Consider the following 17480-nt stretch of genomic DNA (forward strand, 5'->3'; position numbering starts at 1 on the left):
CAGGCTGCCACTCAGTGGACCGGGAGATTCTGTCGCTCCGCTTCGTCGGTCGTCGTGGCGTCGGTCACTACGGCGGTGGTTGCCGCGTCACGGGTCAGGGCGTGCCCCTCGACGTCGACCTGGGGCACGATCCGCTCCAGCCAGTGAGGCATCGTCCAGGCACGCTGCCCCAGCAGCGCGAGGACGGCGGGCACGATCGTCATCCGCACGACGAACGCGTCGAACAGCACGGCGATGGCCATGCCGAACCCGATCATCTTGATCAGCGTTTCGCTGACCCCGATGAACCCGGAGAACACCGAGATCATGATCACTGCGGCGGCGACCACCACGCGGGCACTGTGGCGGAAGCCGGAGACGATCGCCTGGCCGGGGCCTTCGCCCTGGAGGTGGGCTTCCCGGATGCGGGTGACGAGGAAGACCTCGTAGTCCATGGCGAGGCCGAAGACGATACCGACCATGACGATCGGCATGGTGTTCATGATCGGGCCGGTCTGCCGCACACCCAGCAGGCCGGCGAGCCATCCCCACTGGAAGACGGCGACGACCGCGCCGAGGGCCGCGAGGACCGACAGCAGGAATCCCAGGGCCGCCTTGAGCGGAACCAGCACGGAGCGGAACACGATCAGCAGCAGGAGGAACGCCAGGCCCACCACCAGCCCGAGGTAGGGCACCAGGGCGCCCTGGACCTTCTGGTCACTGTCGATGTTGCCCGCCGTGCCGCCGCTGACCATGAACGTGGCGTCGGTGGCCTTCTCGATCGCCGGGCGGTCGCCGCGCAGGGTGTGGATCAGATCGATGGTCCGCTCGTCGGTGGGAGCGGTGGCCGGTGTGGCGGTGAAGATCGCCGTGTCTCCCGCCGTGTTGAAGCTCGCCGCCGAGACGGACACGATCCCGTCGGTGGCGCCGATCTCCCGGACGGTCCCGGCCACGGCGGCCTTGGGATCCTTGGCCGATTCGGCGTCCACGACGATGGTCAGCGGGCCGTTGAAGCCGGGGCCGAAGCCCTTGGCAAGGTCGTCGTACGCGCGGCGCTCGGTGGTCGAGGTCGGCTTGGACTCGTCCCCCGCCGTACCCAGGTGCAACTGCGCCGCGGGCAGGGCGATCACGCCCAGGACCGCCACCGCCACGAGCAGCACGGGCAGCGGCCGGCGGACGATCGGTCGGGCCCAACGACTGCCCATGTTCGGCTTGTCCCCGTCGGCTGCGGGGTGCGCACCGGCGCGTGCGGCTCGGCGTGCCGAGCGCGCCAGGACCGCCCGGGGAAAGACCCCGAGCATGGCCGGGATCAGGGTCACCGCGACCAGCACCGACAGGGCCACCGTTCCGGCCGCGGCCAGTCCCATCTGGGTCAGCGTCGGGATCCCGACGACCGACAGCCCGGCCAGACCGATCACGACGGTCAGGCCCGCGAACACCACCGCCGACCCGGCGGTGCCCACGGCCACTCCCGCCGCGTCCTGCGGGGCGAGACCCCGGGCGCGTTCCTCCCGGTAGCGGGAGACGATGAACATCGCGTAGTCGATCCCGACGGCCAGCCCCAGCATCAGCGCCAGCGTGCTGGTGGCGCTGGAAAGCCCCAGCGCGCTGCTCAGGGCGAGGATGGTCGCGGTGCCGATCCCGACACCGATCAGCGCGGTCAGCAGCGGCAGCCCGGCCGCGGCGAGCGATCCGAACGTGATCAGCAGAACCACGGCCGCCACCACGACTCCGGCCACCTCGGCCACGCCGCCCGACGGCTGGGACGCCAGCACCGAACCGCTCACCTCGACCGTCAGCCCGGCGTCCCGGCCCTCTTCGACGGCCTTCTCCAGGTCCTGCTTCGCGGCGTCGCTGACGTCCTTCGCCTTCACCTCGAACGTGACCGCCGCATACGCGGTCGACCCGTCCTTGCTCACCGCACCCGCCTTGAACGGATCGGCCGCTCGGACGACCTGATCGACCTTGCCGACCTGTCCCACGACCTCGTCGATGACCGACCGGTTCCGCTGCTCGCTCACCCGCTGTCCGGCAGGCGCCACGAACACGATCTTCGCGCTCGCGCCCTCGGCGCCACCGCCGACGCTCACGCCCGGGAAGCGCTGCTCGATGAGATCGAACGCCCGCTGCGACTCCGTCCCCGGCATCGAGTAGCTGCCGTCCGGTGCGGCAGGCGCCAGGGCCGACGCCGTTCCCGCGGCGACGAGCGCCACCACCCACATCAACAGGACGAGCCAACGCCGCCGGAAGGCCAGCCGGCCCAGTCGATCAAGAAAGACAGCCACAGAAGGGTCTCCACATCCGAACTCGGGGTACCTTTCCAGGCTGTCCGCGCGGGCCCCGCCCGTCTTCGTGCGGCCGCCGGTACGCCCCTACTGCATGCGCAGTAGACGAGCCCTGACGGCGTATCACCCCGCGACGAGCTCCGCCCAGGGCTCAGCCGTGCAGCGAGCGGTACGCCGCGGCCGCCCCCGGGTGCAGGGCGATGCCGCCCGTGCCGATCAGGCTGCCGACGTCGAGGAACTGGGTGCCGACGGCGTACCTCAACGCCGACACCACGGCGTTCATGCAGCTGGTCCAGGGTGACCTGTTCGCCGACTTCCCGACCCTGCGCTTCGTGATCCCGCACGGCGGCGGCGCCGTCCCCTACCACTGGGGCCGCTTCCGGGGCCTGGCGATGGCGCTCGGCAAGCCTCCGCTGGAGGAACACGTCCTGGGCAACGTCTACTTCGACACCTGCGTCTATCACCAGCCCGGCTCGGACCTCCTCTACGACGTCATCCCGGCCCGCAACATCCTCTTCGCCTCGGAGATGATCGGCGCGGTCCGCGACATCGACCCGTGCACCGGGCACCACTTCGACGACACCCGTCGCTACGCGGAGGCGGCCAAGCTGCCCCCGGACGACCTGGCGGCGGTCCAGGAGCACAACGCCCGTGCCGTGTACCCCCGCCTGGACGCCCTGCTGAAGCGTCAGGGCCGGTGAGACACATGAGCACTCCCTCCCCTGAGACCTCCGAGACCCTCAAGACCCCCGAAGCCCCTGAGACCCCCGAGGGTTCGCTCTCCCCCAAGTCCCCCGGCTGGCTTGACTGGTACCGCAATCCGTCCAAACCCACCTTCCCGCTGCCGCCGGGGACAGTCGACGCCCACTGTCATGTCTTCGGCCCGCAGGCCGAGTTCCCGTTCGCGGCGGAACGGAAGTACACGCCCTGCGACGGTGGCAAGGAGGAGTTGTTCGCGCTCCGCGACCACCTGGGCATCGCCCGCAACGTCATCGTGCAGGCCACCTGTCACGGCGCGGACAACAGCGCCATGGTCGACGCCGTCCGGGCGGCCGGCGGCAGGGCCCGCGGCATCGCGACCGTCCGCCCGGACATCAGCGAGGGCGAGTTGCTCGAACTCGACGCGGCGGGTACGCGCGGAGTGCGGTTCAACTTCGTACGGCGTCTGGTCGACACCTCGCCCAAGGACGACCTGCACACGATCGCGAAGAAGGTCGCCCCGCTGGGCTGGCACGTCGTCCTCTACTTCGAGAGCGCCGACCTGCCCGAACTGGAAGACTTCTTCGTGTCGTTGCCCGTCCCTCTGGTGGTGGACCACCTGGGGCGCCCGGACGTGACCCAGCCGGTGGACGGGCCGCAGTTCACCCGGTTCCTGCGCTTCGTCGACGCCAACGACGTCTGGGTGAAGGTGAGTTGCCCCGAGCGCCTCAGCGTGACCGGACCCGCCGCCCTGGACGGCGAACAGCACGCCTACACCGACGTCGTCCCCTTCGGCCGCCGCGTCGTGCGGGAGTTCCCCGACCGGGTGCTGTGGGGCACCGACTGGCCCCACCCCAACCTCACCGGCCTCATGCCCGACGACGGGCTCCTCGTCGACCACCTCTCGCAGGTGGCGGTTACCGACGAGCAACGACACAAGCTCCTCGTCGCCAACCCGATGGGCCTGTACTGGCCCGGCGAGGACTTCTGACGTCCCTCCCCGCACTTCACCCCACTTCGACAAGGGCCGCTCATGCAACACTCCAACGCGCTGAACCGGCTGGACAGGCTTCCGGTCTCCCGGTTCCACAAAGTCACTCTGCTCGCCGTCGCATTCGCCTACTTCTTCGAGTTCGCGGACATCAACAGCTTCGCCACCACCGCGCCGAAACTGATCAAGCTGTGGGGCGTGACGGTCGACCAGATCGCCTACGTCACCTCGCTGTCGTTCGTCGGCATGTTCGTCGGGGCGATCGTCGCGGGGTCCATCGCCGACCGGTGGGGCCGCAAACGGGCGCTGCTGTGGACGACGCTGTTCTTCGGCCTGTCCTCGTTCGCGGCGGTGTTCTCCTGGGACCTCGTGTCCCTGGGTGTGTTCCGCGTCCTGACCTCGGCGGGACTGTCGGCGATGACCGTCGTGGGGGTCGTCTACGTCAACGAGATGTACCCGTCGGCGATCCGCGGCAAGTACCAGGCGTACGCCATCGTCATCGGCATCTGCGGCACGCCCGTCACGAACCTCATCGCCAGCGCGGTGGTACCACTCAACGACTGGTCGTGGCGGCTGGTCTACCTCTGGGGTTCCCTGGGCATCCTGCTCATGCTGTTCACCCGGCACCTCAAGGAATCACCCCGCTGGCTCGAAAGCAGGGGAGAACACGCCGAGGCGGACGCGGTCCTGAGGGAGATCGAGGCGAGCGTCACCGCGGAGAAGGGCCCCCTTCCCGAGCCCGCGCCCCCGATCGGTGAAACGCCGTCGACGAAGGCGCCGCTGCGACTGCTCCTGCAGAAGAGGTACCTGCTCCCGACGCTGCTGCTCACCGTGCTGTGGATGACACAGACCATCGGCTTCTTCGGCTACTCCAGTTGGGCGCCCACCCTGCTGGCCAAGGAGGGCTTCAGCGTCGAGAAGTCCGTCTTCTACGTGGCTCTGACCACGGTCGGCGCACCGCTCGGCTGCTATCTGGCGTCCCTGGTCACCGACCGGTTCGAGCGCAAGTGGTGCCTGGTCGCCTTCGGCACCGTCATCGCGGTGTGCGGTCTGCTGTACGGGCTCACCTTCAACCCGGTCCTCATCATCGTGTTCGGCTTCCTGGTGAACCTGTTCGAGCGCGGCTACACCGCCCTCGCCTACGCCTACTCCCCCGAGCTCTTCGACACCCGCAGCCGCTCCCTGGGAACGAGCGTCTCCTACGGCCTCGGCCGGCTGTCGAACGCCGCCGGTCCGTTGATCGTCGCGGCGCTCTACAACGGCCACGGCTACCAGAGCGTCTTCTACTTCATCGCCGGCACCTGGCTGCTCGGCGCGATCATCCTGGCCGTCTTCGGCACCCGGACCCGCTCGGCGCGTCTGGCCGAGGCGGAGCGGCAACGTGTGAGCGCCCCCGCCTGAGGCGGGCCTGCCGGCCGGCGGTAACGCCGGTTCTCGGGTCGGTCGGAGTGCTACTCGGCTGCCTGTTCGGCGGGTTGGGCCAGGTCCGCGGTCCACTTCTCCTCGATCCGGCCGTACTTCCACACCAGCAGGGCGACGGCCCAGGTGGCGAAGAACAGGCCGACGATGACGTAACCGATGATGTTGAGGTCCAGTCCGGAGATCCAGTCCCAGAAGGCGCCGTGCAGACCGGCCTTCTCCGCGATCAGGCCCAGCAGTTCGACGGTGCCGATGATGAGGGCGACGGCGACGGACAGCCCGGTGATGGTGAGGTTGTAGTAGACCTTGCGGACCGGCCTGGAGAACGCCCAGCCGTAGGCGAAGTTCATGAACGACCCGTCGATCGTGTCGAGCAGCGACATACCTGCCGCGAAGAGGACGGGCAGGGACAGGATCGCGTACCAGGGCAGCCCGGAGGCCGCGCCCGAGCCGGCCAGGACGAGGAGCGCGATCTCGGTCGCGGTGTCGAAGCCGAGGCCGAAGAGGAGTCCCAGCGGATACATCTGCCACGGCTTGGTGATCGACTTCATCAGACGGCCGAGGAGGCGGTTCATGAAGCCCCGCTTGTCGAGGTGCTTTTCCAGGGCCGCCTCGTCGAAGTGGCCGGAGCGCATCTGCCGGAAGACCTTCCAGATCCCCGCCATGATCACGAGGTTGATGACGGCGATGACGTACAGGAAGGTCCCGGAGACGGTCGTGCCGACCCAGCCGGTGACGTCGTGCAGGGAGGAGTCGTCGTGCGCCACCGGCCCGGCCAGCCTCTTGACGCCGAGGGAGAGCAGGAGGGCGAGCGCGAAGACGATGCTGGAGTGGCCGAGCGAGAACCAGAAGCCGACGGAGAGCGGGCGTTGCCCTTCGTTCATCAGCTTCCGTGTCGTGTTGTCGATGGCCGCGATGTGGTCGGCGTCGAAGGCGTGCCGCATGCCCAGGGTGTACGCGGTGACACCGATGCCGACACCGAAGGTCTTCGTACCCAGGCTGTAGTGCTCGGGGGCGACCACAGCCACGAGCGTGAACCAGCCGATGACGTGCAGCGCCACGATGAACGCGGTCATCCCGCCGAGGCTCGCCCACTCCTTGCGGGTCATCGACGTACGGATGCGGTGCCACGAGAAACCGCGTCCGCCGGGCGGTGTCCGGCGGACGGAATCTGGAGCGGTGGTCATGGGGACGTGGGCCTCACTGGTCGGCGAGCGGCCGGCTCCAGCCGCACGCCCCCACGTTTGTGCACATGGTTCGCATGTACAACATGGGGGCGGTAAAGGTCGGGTCAGGTCCTCTTCGGACGGTCCCCGGCGCACGTGCGGCGGCGGTGGGGATCCCGCTCACCGGACCAGTTCGGCCGGCTTGGTGGCCATGCCGAGCAGCCACTCCAGTGGTCCGCGCCGGAAGGAGCGGGACCAGAGCGTCGCGAACACGGTCACGGTTCCGAGGAAGCCCAGCAGCACCCGCAGCGAGGAACCCGGCAGCTCCTCGATGCCGAGCAGGCGGATGCCGACGACGTGGAGGACGTACGCGGTCAGGGACATCGAACCGACCGCGATGACGGGGCGGACCAGGCGGTGGAAGCGCGGGAAGGCGTCGACGGCGGCGAGGCAGCCGACCAGGACGGTGAGCGCCACTCCCGTGTTGGCCAGGACCGACAGACTCGTCTCGCTGTGCGGGGAGGCGACCAGGAGGCCCACCGGGGTGTCGCCGTCGGGGTAGCCCCAGGTGTCGGACCACCAGGCCGACGCGGCCGATCCGCCCTCGCTCCCGTCGGACGCGCCGAGCACCGACACGGCTTGGGGGACCAGGCGCAGGGCCAGCCAGGATCCGCCGTATCCGAGGACGGCCAGGCAGCCGCCGGTGATCGCCAGGCGTATGCGGACGGCGGTGGCGGCCAGGTCCAGGCGGGCCACGGCCATCCCCGCGATGACGAACGGGATCCACGCCAGAGCCGGGTAACTGCCGGTGAACAGCAGCGAGACGATGCCGTCGGCGTTCGCGGGCCAGGCCCAGACGCCGCTGGGCTCACGAATGGAGCGGGCGTGCTGGATGACGTACAGGAGCTGCGGCAGGACCAGCGCGCTCGCTCCGGCGATGACCGCCAGCGGGCGCGCGGCGAGCCGGTACAGCGGGAGCGCGAGCAGGAAGTACAGGCCGTAGAAGGCGAGAATCACCTCGACCGGGGTGCCGGTCCTGGTCAGCAAGGTGCCCACGGCCAGCAGGACCAGCGCCCGGATCACCACCTTGACGACCGCCTGCCGGCCCGCCCGGCCCGTCTTGGGGGTACGGCGTCCGGTGATCAGCATGATCGAGAAGCCGGCCAGGAAGGCGAACAGCGCGGAGGCCCGTCCGTGCGCCAGCTCCATGACGAAGCCGGTCGCGCCGGGCTCGGACGGGTCGGGGCCGACATGGGCCGCGTACATCCCGAAGACCGCGAGGCCCCGGGCCAGGTCCACGCCGATCAGGCGGCCGGTCGAGGGCCGGTCCCCGGCCCGGTCGCTCTCCGCGGCCCGGGGGCGGGGGACGGATGGCGCGGCGAGCGCCGTGTCGTCTGTGTTGTGGGTCATGCCTCCACGGTGGAGAGCACCGCGAGCACGGAGTATCCGGCAGGTGTCCGGTCCGCCCCCGCCGTCCGGTCAACGCGTCTCCCCCGTACGGCCGGAACCCTCCCCCCGATAGGCGGGAGTCTGCTGCCGACCGCATATCGAGACGTTTCCCGTTCTACGGTCGGAGCCGTGACAATCCACATCGACATGCGGCCGACGACGATCGGCGTGCGCCCGACGGCATACGCACGACGACGGCATACGCACAACGAGGACGAGGCGGGACGCAGTTGATCCGGGTCATGGTGGTGGACGACGAGGCACTGGTGCGCTCCGGCTTCAAGCTCATCCTGAGCGCGGCCGGTGACATCGAGGTCGTCGCGACCACGACGGGCGCGGAGGCGGTCGACACCGTACGGCGCGAACGTCCGGACGTGGTGCTGCTGGACATCCGGATGCCGGACGTCGACGGACTCACCGTGCTGCGGCGGTTGCGCACCCTGCCGGAGCCGCCGGTGGTGGGGATGCTGACGACGTTCGACGCCGACGAGTACATCCTGACCGCGCTGCGCTCCGGCGCGGCCGGCTTTCTGCTCAAGGACACCGAGCCGGACCAACTGGCCCTGCTGGTACGGACGTTGGCTGCGGGCGGGGTGGTGATGTCACCGAAGGCTTCCCGGGCCGTCTGGCAGAGCCATCCCGGCGCCACGGCGGTCGACGACGCCGAGGCCGCCCGCGTCGGACGGCTCACCGAGCGCGAACGCGCGGTACTCGTGCTGATCGCGGAGGGACTGTCCAACGCCGACATCGGCAGGCGCATCCATCTGAGCGCGGGCACCGTCAAGGACCACGTCAGCGCGATCCTCACCAAGCTGCGGGTCGGCAGCCGGGTACAGGCCGCACTGCTCGCCCAGCGGGCCGGGCTGCTCGACGAGCGGCGGCGCTCGGAGTCGGGCCGATGACCGCGCCGAGAGCCTGGTGGGCGCGCGTGCCCGACCCGGTCGTCGACGCCGTCGTGATCGCGATCGCGATCGCGGACGTCTGGATCAGCCTCTGGGACTCGGACGCGTCCATGGCCGCGCGGTCCATGGCCGCGCTCGCCTGCGTGGCGCTCGCGGCCCGTCGGCGCCTCCCGCTCGCGGTGTTCCTGCTCACCCTCCCCGCCAGCCTCATGCAGGACGTCGTCTTCGCCCCGTTCGCCGCCCTGTTCACCCTCGCCGAGCGCTCCCGCGACCGCCGTCTGCTCGCCGTGTGCGCGGTGCTGTTCGCGCTCGCGTCCGCCGCCCCCTGGCCGCCGGACGACCTCTCCTCCCACGACCGGGCGTGGACCGTCGTCTCCTTCTTCTACACGCTCGCCACCGCAGCCGCCCCCGTCCTGCTCGGCCAGCTCCTCCAGGCACGAAGAGACCTGGCCCGCCGCCTCATCGAGATCGAGGAGGCCCGCGAACACGAACGGCTGCTGCACTCCCAGGCCGTCCTCGCCCGTGAACGCGCCCAGCTCGCCCGCGAGATGCACGACGTGGTCTCCCACCAGGTCAGCCTGATCGCCGTCCAGGCCGGTGCCCTCCAAGTGGCCGCGCGGGACCCGGACTTCAAGGAGGGAGCCCGCACCATCCGGTCCCTCAGCGTCGACACCCTCGACGAACTGCGGCACATGGTCACGCTGTTGCGCGCGTCCGGGGGGCGGGCCACCGAGCTCACCCCGCAGCCCACCCTCGCCGACCTCCACCAGCTCGTCACCACCAGCGGCATCGACACCGAACTGTCCGGCGAACTCCCGCCGGACATCAACCCCCCGGCACAGCGCGCCGTCTACCGCACGGTGCAGGAAGCCCTCACCAACGTCCGCAAACACGCGCCGGGCGCGAGAGCGACCGTACGGCTGTGGAGCGCCGACGACGGTGGCGGCTTCGGCGTGACCGTCACGAACACACCGTCCAGCCGCCCGTCCCTCCCCCTGCCCGGCTCCCACCAGGGCCTCGTCGGTCTGAAGGAACGCGCCGAACTCCTCGGCGGCACCTTCGAGTCCGGCCCCGCCCCGGAGGGCGGCTACCGGGTGAGCCTGCGGATCCCGGCCCGCGGTGACGCCTGAGGTCCGGGTACCGCCATGGATCAGGGCTTGCGGCCCATCCCGCAGTAGGCGTCGACCGCGACACGGCCGGTCGTGTCGCCGGAGTCGGGGCGCCACTCGGTCACCTGGACGACGCCGGGCTCCACCAGGTCGAGGCCCTCGAAGAACCCGGCGATCTCCGCGACCGGCCGTACGTGGTACGGCACCGCGCCACTCGCGTTGTAGGCCTCGGACGCGGCGATCATGCCCGGGCTGGTGGAGGTGCTGTCGCTGATCACCAGGTAACTGCCCGAGGGAAGCCCTGCCATGAGCCGGCGTACGAGGTCGCGGGCCTGCCCGTGGTCGGCGACATGGCCCAGCGTGTTGAGGATCATCAGAGCGGTCGGCCGGGAGAGGTCGAGGGTGCGGGCGGCGGCCTCAAGGACGGCCTCGGGCTCGTACAGGTCGGCGTCCAGATAGGCGGTTTTGCCTTCCCGGGTGCTGGTGAGCAGGGCATTGGCGTGGGCCAGCACGACGGGGTCGTTGTCGACGTACACGATCCGCGCGTCCGGAGCCACGCGCTGGGCCACCTCGTGGGTGTTGTCGGCGGTCGGCAGGCCGGTGCCGATGTCCAGGAACTGACGGATGCCCTGGGCTCCGGCCAGGTGCCGGACCGCGCGCCCCAGGAAGTGCCGGCTCGTGACCGCCACGTCGACGAGACCGGGGAAGATCTCCTTGATCTCGTCCCCGATCTGCTGATCGACCTCGTAGTGGTCCTTGCCGCCGACGAAGTAGTTCCAGAAGCGGGCGGAGTGCGGCTTGGAGGTGTCGATCCGGGCGGCCGACTCGGCACCGGTGGTGGCCTTGGGGTGGGCGTCGGACACGGCAGGTCCTCCTGTGGCTCGGTGGTGGTGATCAGAGCCCAACGTAGGTCAACCCGTCGTACCCGAAGGGCCGTTCAAGGAAGATCACTGTTACGGACAGTGGAGTTTTGGCCATATCTGTCGCACCTCGGCCGAGGCCCGCACCGCAACCCGTCAACCGCCGTCCAGTTCACCGCCGTCCAGTTCACCGCCGTTCCGTCAACCGCCGTCCCGTTCACCGGCGTTCGGTCGGCCGCCGTCCCGTCGACCGCCATCCCCCTCGCCGGTGCCGTGCGCGGAAACCCCCCGTTCACCCCCCAGGACGGTTCAGGAAACAACCCGTTCCTAGCGTGTCCGCCCATGGTTGCCCCGCACACCGACCGCTTCTGAAGCCCCGGGACCCCCACCCCGGCCCCTCGACTCCCCGGCTGTCGACGACGCCAACCGGGCGTGCGCTCCCCCACCCGCTCCGGCACCACCGCACCCCCGAAGGGCTGACATGAGTACCACCGAGTCGCCTCAGACAGCCACCGAGCCCAACTCCCCGACCAGCCAGGCGACCAAGGAGACCCTGGAGGACTACACCCTCCGCTTCGCGCCCCGGAGTTACCGCCGCTGGACCCCGATGGTCGTGGCCACGACCGCGCTCGGCGGCATCGCCTACATGGCCGACTTCTCCATCGGCGCCGGCATCGGGCTGGCGCACGGTACCGGCAACGCGCTCGTGGCGATCGCCGTCGCCGCCGTCGTCATCTTCGTCACCGGGTTCCCGCTGGCGTACTACGGGGCCCGCTACAACATCGACCTGGACCTGATCACGCGAGGCTCCGGCTTCGGCTACTACGGTTCGGTCCTCACCAGCGTCATCTTCGCCAGCTTCACCTTCATCTTCTTCGCCCTCGAAGGCTCGATCATGGCGCAGGGCCTCAAGCTCGGCCTCGGACTGCCGCTCTGGCTGGGCTACTTGGTCTCCACCCTGATGGTGATCCCGCTGGTGATCTACGGCATGAAGGCGCTCAGCAAGCTCCAGGTGTGGACCACCCCCATCTGGCTGGTACTGATGGTCGCCCCGCTGGTCTATCTGATCGCCACGGACCCGGGCACCGTGGACCGCTTCCTCTCCTACGCGGGCACCGACGGCGAGGGCGGCGTCAACACCGCGTCCGTGCTGCTGGGCGCGGGCGTGTGCCTGTCGCTGATCGCGCAGATCGGCGAACAGATCGACTACCTGCGCTTCATGCCTCCCAAGACCGAGGAGAACAAGCGCGGTTGGTGGACCGCCGTGATCATGGCCGGACCCGGCTGGGTGGTGCTCGGCGCGCTGAAGCAGGCCATCGGCGTCTTCCTCGCCGTGTACATCCTGGCCAAGGTCGGCCCGACGGCGGCACCCGAGCCGATCCAGCAGTTCCGCGGTGCCTTCGACGCGATGATGCCGTCCTGGCTGGTGGTGCCGCTGGCGGTGGCGCTGGTCGTGATCAGCCAGATCAAGATCAACGTGACCAACGCGTACTCGGGTTCGCTGGCGTGGACCAACTCCTTCACCCGGGTCACCCGGCACTACCCCGGCCGTATGGTCTTCGTCCTGGTCAACCTGGCCTTCGCGCTGGTGCTGATGGAGGCCGACATGTTCAGCTTCCTCAACGACATCCTCGGCTTCTACTCGAACTGCGCGATCGCCTGGGTGGTCACCGTGGCCACCGACATCGGCGTCAACAAGTACCTGCTGAAGCTGTCCCCGCTCGCACCCGAGTTCCGCCGGGGCATGCTGTACGCCGTCAACCCGGTGGGTGTGGTGGCGTTCCTCGCCGCGTCCGGTCTGTCCATCGCGATGTACTTCCACGCCCTCGGCAACACCCTGCAGCCGTACTCCCCCGTCGCCGCGGCCGTCCTCGCCTTCGTCCTCACCCCGCTGATGGCTGTCGTCACCAAGGGCAAGTACTACCTGCGCCGCACCGACGACGGCATCGACGAGCCGCTGCTCGACCAGGACGGCAACCCGAGCGGAACGACGTACGACTGCCATGTGTGCCACCAGGCGTACGAGCGGCCCGACCTGGCGGCCTGTCAGACGCACGACGCGGTGGTGTGCTCACTGTGCCTGAGCACGGACAGCGTCGGCGACCACGTGCTGCCCGCGCAGCCGTCGGCCGCCTGAGCCGAACCGCGAGCGGGGCAGGGCGGGGGCGGCGCGAGGACCCGGTGGTCCTCGCGCCGCCCCCGCGCACTGCCGCCCGTACCCCGGAGATCCGGGAGCCCTCAGCCGGCGCGGTAGAGCGTGGTGAGCAGTTCGATCACGGCCTGGGTGGCGGGGTGGGCGTCGTCGCGCCACCAGGCGAGGCGCACGGCGATCGGTTCGGCGTCCCGTACGGGGCGATAGACGACTCCGGGGCGGGGGTACTGGTGGGCCGTGGACTCGGCGGTCACGCCGACGCACCGGCCGGTGGAGATCAGGGTGAGCCAGTCGTCGACATCGTGGGTCTCCTCGATGTCGGGGCGGGCGCCCTCCGGCCACAGCTCCGGGGTGGTGGTGCCGGTCCGAGGGTCGATCAGCAGGGTCCGTCCGGCGAGGTCGGCGAGCCGTACCGAGCGGCGGCGGGCGAGGTTGTCGTCGGCGGCCAGCGCGCACAGCCGCCGCTCCAGCCCGACGATGACGGAGTCGAAGCGCCCCTCGTCCAGCGTCCGGCGCACCACCACCGCCCTCCGTACGCGAAGCGCGTGTGACCGCCACCATCTCACGTGGGCGAAGCGCGTGTTGCCGCCATATGTCTTCCGCAGGGGAAGCGCGTGTGACCAAACCGTTGACGCGGACATGGCCCCCACCTATCTTCTGATCGAATTTACGAACCGCGTTCGAAATTACGGACAGGGATGGTTCCCTATGCCCCGCATGTCACCGCAACCCCCCACAACGCGCCGCAGATCCCTGCTCCTGTGCGTCCTCGCCGTGCTCGTCGCCCTGGTGTCGGCGACGACCCAGCCGGCCGTCGCCGCCGACGGCCGTCCGTACACCAACCCGCTCAAGTCGTCGAAGGGCGCCGACCCCTGGCTCGAGTATTACGACGGCAACTACTACCTGGTCACCACGACGTTCACCGGTGTGCTCGGCATGCGGAAGTCGCCGACGCTGGCGGGCCTGGCCACCGCGCCGACCGTGCAGGTGTGGTCGGACACCACGTCGACCCGCAACACCAACATCTGGGCGCCGGAGATCCACCTCGTCAACGGCCACTGGTACCTGTACTACTCGGCCGGGCAGAGCGGTGTGGCCTGCTGCGACTCCCAGCGCACCCACGTCCTGGAGAGCGCCGGCACCGACCCGATGGGCCCGTACACCTACAAGGGCTCACTGACCGGGTCCAACCTGACGCCCGGCGGCTGGCTGATCGACGCGAGCGTGCTCCGGACCGGCGGCAAGCTCTATCTCGTCGGCAGCGGATTCGTGAACGGCAGTACCCAGAGCCTGGTCATCGCCCCGATGAGCAATCCGTACACCCTGGCGAGCAGCACCTTCACCGTCATCTCCAGTCCGACTCTGAGCTGGGAACGGGTGGGCTCCCCCGTCAACGAGGGCCCCGAGCCGCTCTACCACGACGGCCGCACCTTCCTGACGTACTCCGCGAGTTCGTGCCAGACGGCCGACTACAAGCTCGGCCAGCTGGAGTTGACCGGCTCCGACCCTCTGAACCCGGCGTCGTGGACGAAGAAGCAGACCCCGGTGTTCCAGCGCAGTGACTCGGGCGGCGTCTACGGACCCGGCCACAACGGGTTCTTCAGCTCACCGGACGGCACCGAGAACTGGATCGTCTACCACGCCAACTCCTCGTCGAGCGGCGGCTGCGGCAACGGCCGCACCACCCGGGCGCAGAAGTTCACCTGGAACGCCGACGGCACCCCGAACTTCGGCACCCCCGTCACCCTCGGCAGCACCCTGCCCGGCCCGTCCGGCGAGACGGCGGCCACCCCGGCCGCGTACACGCTGGTCAACCGCAACAGCGGCAAGTGCCTGGACGTCGAGGGCGGCTCCACCGCCAACGGCACCAACGTCTTCCAGTGGAGCTGCACCGGCGGCGCCAACCAGAAGTGGAAGGTCGAGGACCAGGGCGACGACACCTCCCGCCTGGTCAACGTGGCCACCGGCGGCGTACTGGACGCGGCCGACTGCTCCACCGCCGACGGCGCCGACCTGCGCCAGTGGTCGTGGCTCAACAACAAGTGCCAGCGCTACCGGCTGGTGTACACGGCGACCGGCGACTACGTACGGATCGTCAACGAGAACAGCGGCAAGGTCGCCGACGTCGCCGACTGCGGTACCGCGAACGGCGCCGACGTACGCCAGTGGTCGTGGCTCAACAACACCTGCCAGCAGTGGCGCCTCGTCCCCACCACGTGACTTCCTCTTCCGGAGAACTCCCTTGAGACGCAACGCCGTTCGTCTGCTCCTGGCCGGGCTGGTCGCGCTCGCGGCCTGCCTGGTCGGCCCGGGGCCCGCCGCGCGGGCCGCCGCCCCCGCCTCCCCCGCCGTGACGTACACCAACCCGATCGCGGAGAAGCGGGCCGACCCGCACATCTTCAAACACACCGACGGCTACTACTACTTCACCGCGACCGTGCCCGAGTACGACCGCATCGTGCTGCGCCGGGCGACCACCATCCAGGGTCTGTCGACGGCGCCGGAGACGACGATCTGGACCAAGCACGCCGGCGGTGTGATGGGCGCGCACATCTGGGCGCCGGAGATCCACTTCATCGACGGCAAGTGGTACGTGTACTTCGCCGCCGGGTCCACCAGTGACGTGTGGGCGATCCGGATGTACGTCCTGGAGGGCAGCGGCGCCAACCCGTTGACCGCCACCTGGACGGAGAAGGGCCAGATCAGGACCCAGTGGGAGAGCTTCTCCCTGGACGCGACGACCTTCGTGGTGAACGGCGTGCGCTATCTGGCCTGGGCGCAGCGCGACCCGTCGGTGGACAACAACACCGACATCTACCTGGCGAAGATGTCCAACCCCTGGACCATCACCGGCACTCCGGTCCGGCTGTCCCGCCCCACCTACGCGTGGGAGACGGTCGGCTACAAGGTCAACGAGGGGCCGGCGGTGATCCAGCACGGCGGCAAGGTGTTCCTGTCGTACTCGGCGAGCGCCACCGACAGCAACTACTGCCTCGGTCTGCTGTCCGCCTCCGCGAGCGCGGACCTGCTCAACGCGGCTTCGTGGACGAAGAGTTCGACGCCCGTCTTCACCAGCAACGCGTCCACCGGCCAGTACGGCCCGGGCCACAACTCGTTCACCGTGTCCGAGGACGGCAAGAGCGACGTGCTCGTCTACCACGACCGCAACTACAAGGACATCAGCGGCGATCCACTGAACGACCCGAACCGCCGCACCCGGGTCCAGAAGCTGTACTGGAAGGCCGACGGCACCCCGGACTTCGGTGTCCCGGTGGCCGACGGGGTGACTCCGCAGCGGTTCTCGTCGTACAACTTCCCGGACCGTTTCGTCCGCCACTACGACTACCGGGCCCGGATCGACACCGGCGTCTCCCCGCTCGCCGACTCCCAGTTCCGGGTCGTCACCGGCCTGGCCGGCAGCGGCACCGTGTCACTGGAGTCGGCCAACTTCCCCGGCTACTACCTGCGCGGTGACAACGTCGAGGTCCGGCTGGTGAAGAACGACGGCTCGGCGCAGTTCGCCTCCGACGCCACCTTCTACAAGCGCGCGGGACTGTCGGACTCGGCCGGGGTCTCCTACGAGTCGTACGCCTCCGCCGGGCGCTATGTCCGCCACTACAACTACCTGCTGTACGTACAGACGTTGAGCACGGCCACCGACCGGGCGGACGCCACGTTCTACGGCGAGTGACAGGTCAGTGAGACCGGCACCGGCACCGGCGCCGGAGGGGGGGGTCACCCCGGCCCCTCTCCGGTGTCGTACGCGGCCTCGATGGGCCGCTCGTCGGCCAGCACCCGGCCCCGCGGCGGGCCGGTGAGGATCGCGCGTACGGCGGTCAGGACGTCCGGCGCCACATGGTCGGCGCGTGCCGTCTCCTCCGGCAGGGTCCGGTCGGAGGGGACGAGGATGCCGTGGCCGCCCGCCCGCCGTGCGGCCTCGACATGCGCGCCGCGGTCGCCGACGACGACACAGTCCGACGGGGCCGTGCACACCCGCCCGACCGCCCACAGGAGCAGTCCCGGTTCAGGTGCACGGCAGTGACAGCCGTCGTCCGGAGCGTGCGGGCACACGCCCCACACGTCGAACGGGCCGAGGACGTCGTCGACCCGCCGGTCGACCCGGCGTACGTCGGCGGCGGTGAGCAGACCGCGCGCCACACCGGGCTGCTCGGTGAGGAACCCGGTGCTGATGCCGTGCAGACGCAGCAGACCGACCGCCTCGCGGGCTCCGGCGACGGGACGGACCCGGTCGGGGTCGGAATTGTGCGGGACGTCCTCGACGAGAGTCCCGTCCCGTTCGAACAGCACAGCCCTGACGCGGCTCACGACGCCACCTCCTCGCTCGCGATCACTGGCGTCGACCCGAGTAACCCCTCAGCGGTCGCGTATGCGTCGGCCCGGCGTCGGCCCACGACGAGCGGCGCGTTCGCCCGGAGTACGCCCCCGCGCGCATGCCCGACTGGGCCAAC

General features: G+C 69.8%; 12 protein-coding genes and 3 pseudogenes. 8 read left to right on the forward strand and 7 right to left on the reverse strand.

The window, feature by feature from the left end:
• Positions 1-11: 11 nt before the first annotated feature.
• Positions 12-2264 carry an MMPL family transporter gene (locus AB0H86_RS00860; RefSeq protein ID WP_362431255.1) on the reverse strand — a complete coding sequence of 751 codons (2253 nt, stop codon included), beginning with the start codon at positions 2262-2264 and terminating at the stop codon, positions 12-14.
• A 151-nt stretch (positions 2265-2415) separates the two neighbouring features.
• Positions 2416-2517: pseudogene (locus AB0H86_RS00865) on the reverse strand (C4-dicarboxylate ABC transporter substrate-binding protein); the annotation flags it as partial.
• 1 nt (position 2518) lies between these two features.
• Here AB0H86_RS00865 and AB0H86_RS00870 point away from each other — a divergent pair.
• The 3 genes and pseudogenes from AB0H86_RS00870 to AB0H86_RS00880 form a co-directional block, all read left to right on the forward strand.
• Positions 2519-2965 (forward strand): annotated as a pseudogene (locus AB0H86_RS00870) (amidohydrolase family protein); the annotation flags it as partial.
• A gap of 5 nt (positions 2966-2970) precedes the next feature.
• Positions 2971-3954 carry an amidohydrolase family protein gene (locus tag AB0H86_RS00875; RefSeq protein WP_362431257.1) on the forward strand — a complete coding sequence of 328 codons (984 nt, stop codon included), beginning with the start codon at positions 2971-2973 and terminating at the stop codon, positions 3952-3954.
• Positions 3955-3996: 42 nt separating this feature from the next.
• Complete coding sequence (locus AB0H86_RS00880; RefSeq protein ID WP_362431260.1) at positions 3997-5355, forward strand: MFS transporter; 1359 nt, start codon at positions 3997-3999, stop codon at positions 5353-5355.
• A gap of 50 nt (positions 5356-5405) precedes the next feature.
• Here the strand turns inward: AB0H86_RS00880 and AB0H86_RS00885 are convergent, their stop codons facing one another.
• Positions 5406-6560, reverse strand: a complete 1155-nt coding sequence (locus AB0H86_RS00885) for a HoxN/HupN/NixA family nickel/cobalt transporter (protein ID WP_362431262.1) — start codon at positions 6558-6560, stop codon at positions 5406-5408.
• Between the two features lie 159 nt (positions 6561-6719).
• Complete coding sequence (locus AB0H86_RS00890) at positions 6720-7949, reverse strand: heparan-alpha-glucosaminide N-acetyltransferase domain-containing protein (RefSeq protein ID WP_362431264.1); 1230 nt, start codon at positions 7947-7949, stop codon at positions 6720-6722.
• 281 nt (positions 7950-8230) lie between these two features.
• Here AB0H86_RS00890 and AB0H86_RS00895 point away from each other — a divergent pair, with 281 nt between their 5' ends.
• Entirely contained in the window at positions 8231-8890 is a 660-nt protein-coding gene (locus tag AB0H86_RS00895) for a response regulator transcription factor (RefSeq protein WP_362431266.1), read from the forward strand.
• A complete protein-coding gene (locus AB0H86_RS00900; RefSeq protein WP_362431268.1) occupies positions 8887-10020 on the forward strand; it encodes a histidine kinase in 1134 nt (377 codons plus the stop codon). Before AB0H86_RS00895 ends, AB0H86_RS00900 begins: the two co-directional genes overlap by 4 nt.
• A gap of 20 nt (positions 10021-10040) precedes the next feature.
• Here AB0H86_RS00900 and AB0H86_RS00905 read toward each other — a convergent pair whose 3' ends face one another.
• Positions 10041-10862 (reverse strand): SAM-dependent methyltransferase, encoded by an 822-nt coding sequence (locus AB0H86_RS00905; protein ID WP_362431270.1) that lies wholly within the window; start codon positions 10860-10862, stop codon positions 10041-10043.
• 478 nt (positions 10863-11340) lie between these two features.
• On the opposite strand from AB0H86_RS00905, the gene AB0H86_RS00910 reads away from it, so the two are divergent.
• Complete coding sequence (locus AB0H86_RS00910; protein ID WP_362431272.1) at positions 11341-12996, forward strand: allantoin permease; 1656 nt, start codon at positions 11341-11343, stop codon at positions 12994-12996.
• 101 nt (positions 12997-13097) lie between these two features.
• On the opposite strand, the pseudogene AB0H86_RS00915 reads toward AB0H86_RS00910, so the two are convergent.
• Positions 13098-13532, reverse strand: a pseudogene (locus tag AB0H86_RS00915) (LysR substrate-binding domain-containing protein); the annotation flags it as partial.
• Between the two features lie 196 nt (positions 13533-13728).
• Between AB0H86_RS00915 and AB0H86_RS00920 the strand changes: the two are divergent.
• Entirely contained in the window at positions 13729-15231 is a 1503-nt protein-coding gene (locus AB0H86_RS00920) for a family 43 glycosylhydrolase (protein ID WP_362431274.1), read from the forward strand.
• A 22-nt stretch (positions 15232-15253) separates the two neighbouring features.
• On the forward strand, positions 15254-16702 hold the full coding sequence (locus AB0H86_RS00925) for a family 43 glycosylhydrolase (RefSeq protein WP_362431276.1): 1449 nt from the start codon (positions 15254-15256) through the stop codon (positions 16700-16702).
• 44 nt (positions 16703-16746) lie between these two features.
• On the opposite strand, the gene AB0H86_RS00930 is transcribed toward AB0H86_RS00925, so the two are convergent.
• Positions 16747-17337 carry an HAD-IIIA family hydrolase gene (locus AB0H86_RS00930; protein WP_362431279.1) on the reverse strand — a complete coding sequence of 197 codons (591 nt, stop codon included), beginning with the start codon at positions 17335-17337 and terminating at the stop codon, positions 16747-16749.
• Positions 17338-17480: the final 143 nt, after the last annotated feature.

Source organism: Streptomyces sp. NPDC050997 (assembly GCF_040660135.1).
Classification (GTDB): Bacteria; Actinomycetota; Actinomycetes; order Streptomycetales; family Streptomycetaceae; genus Streptomyces.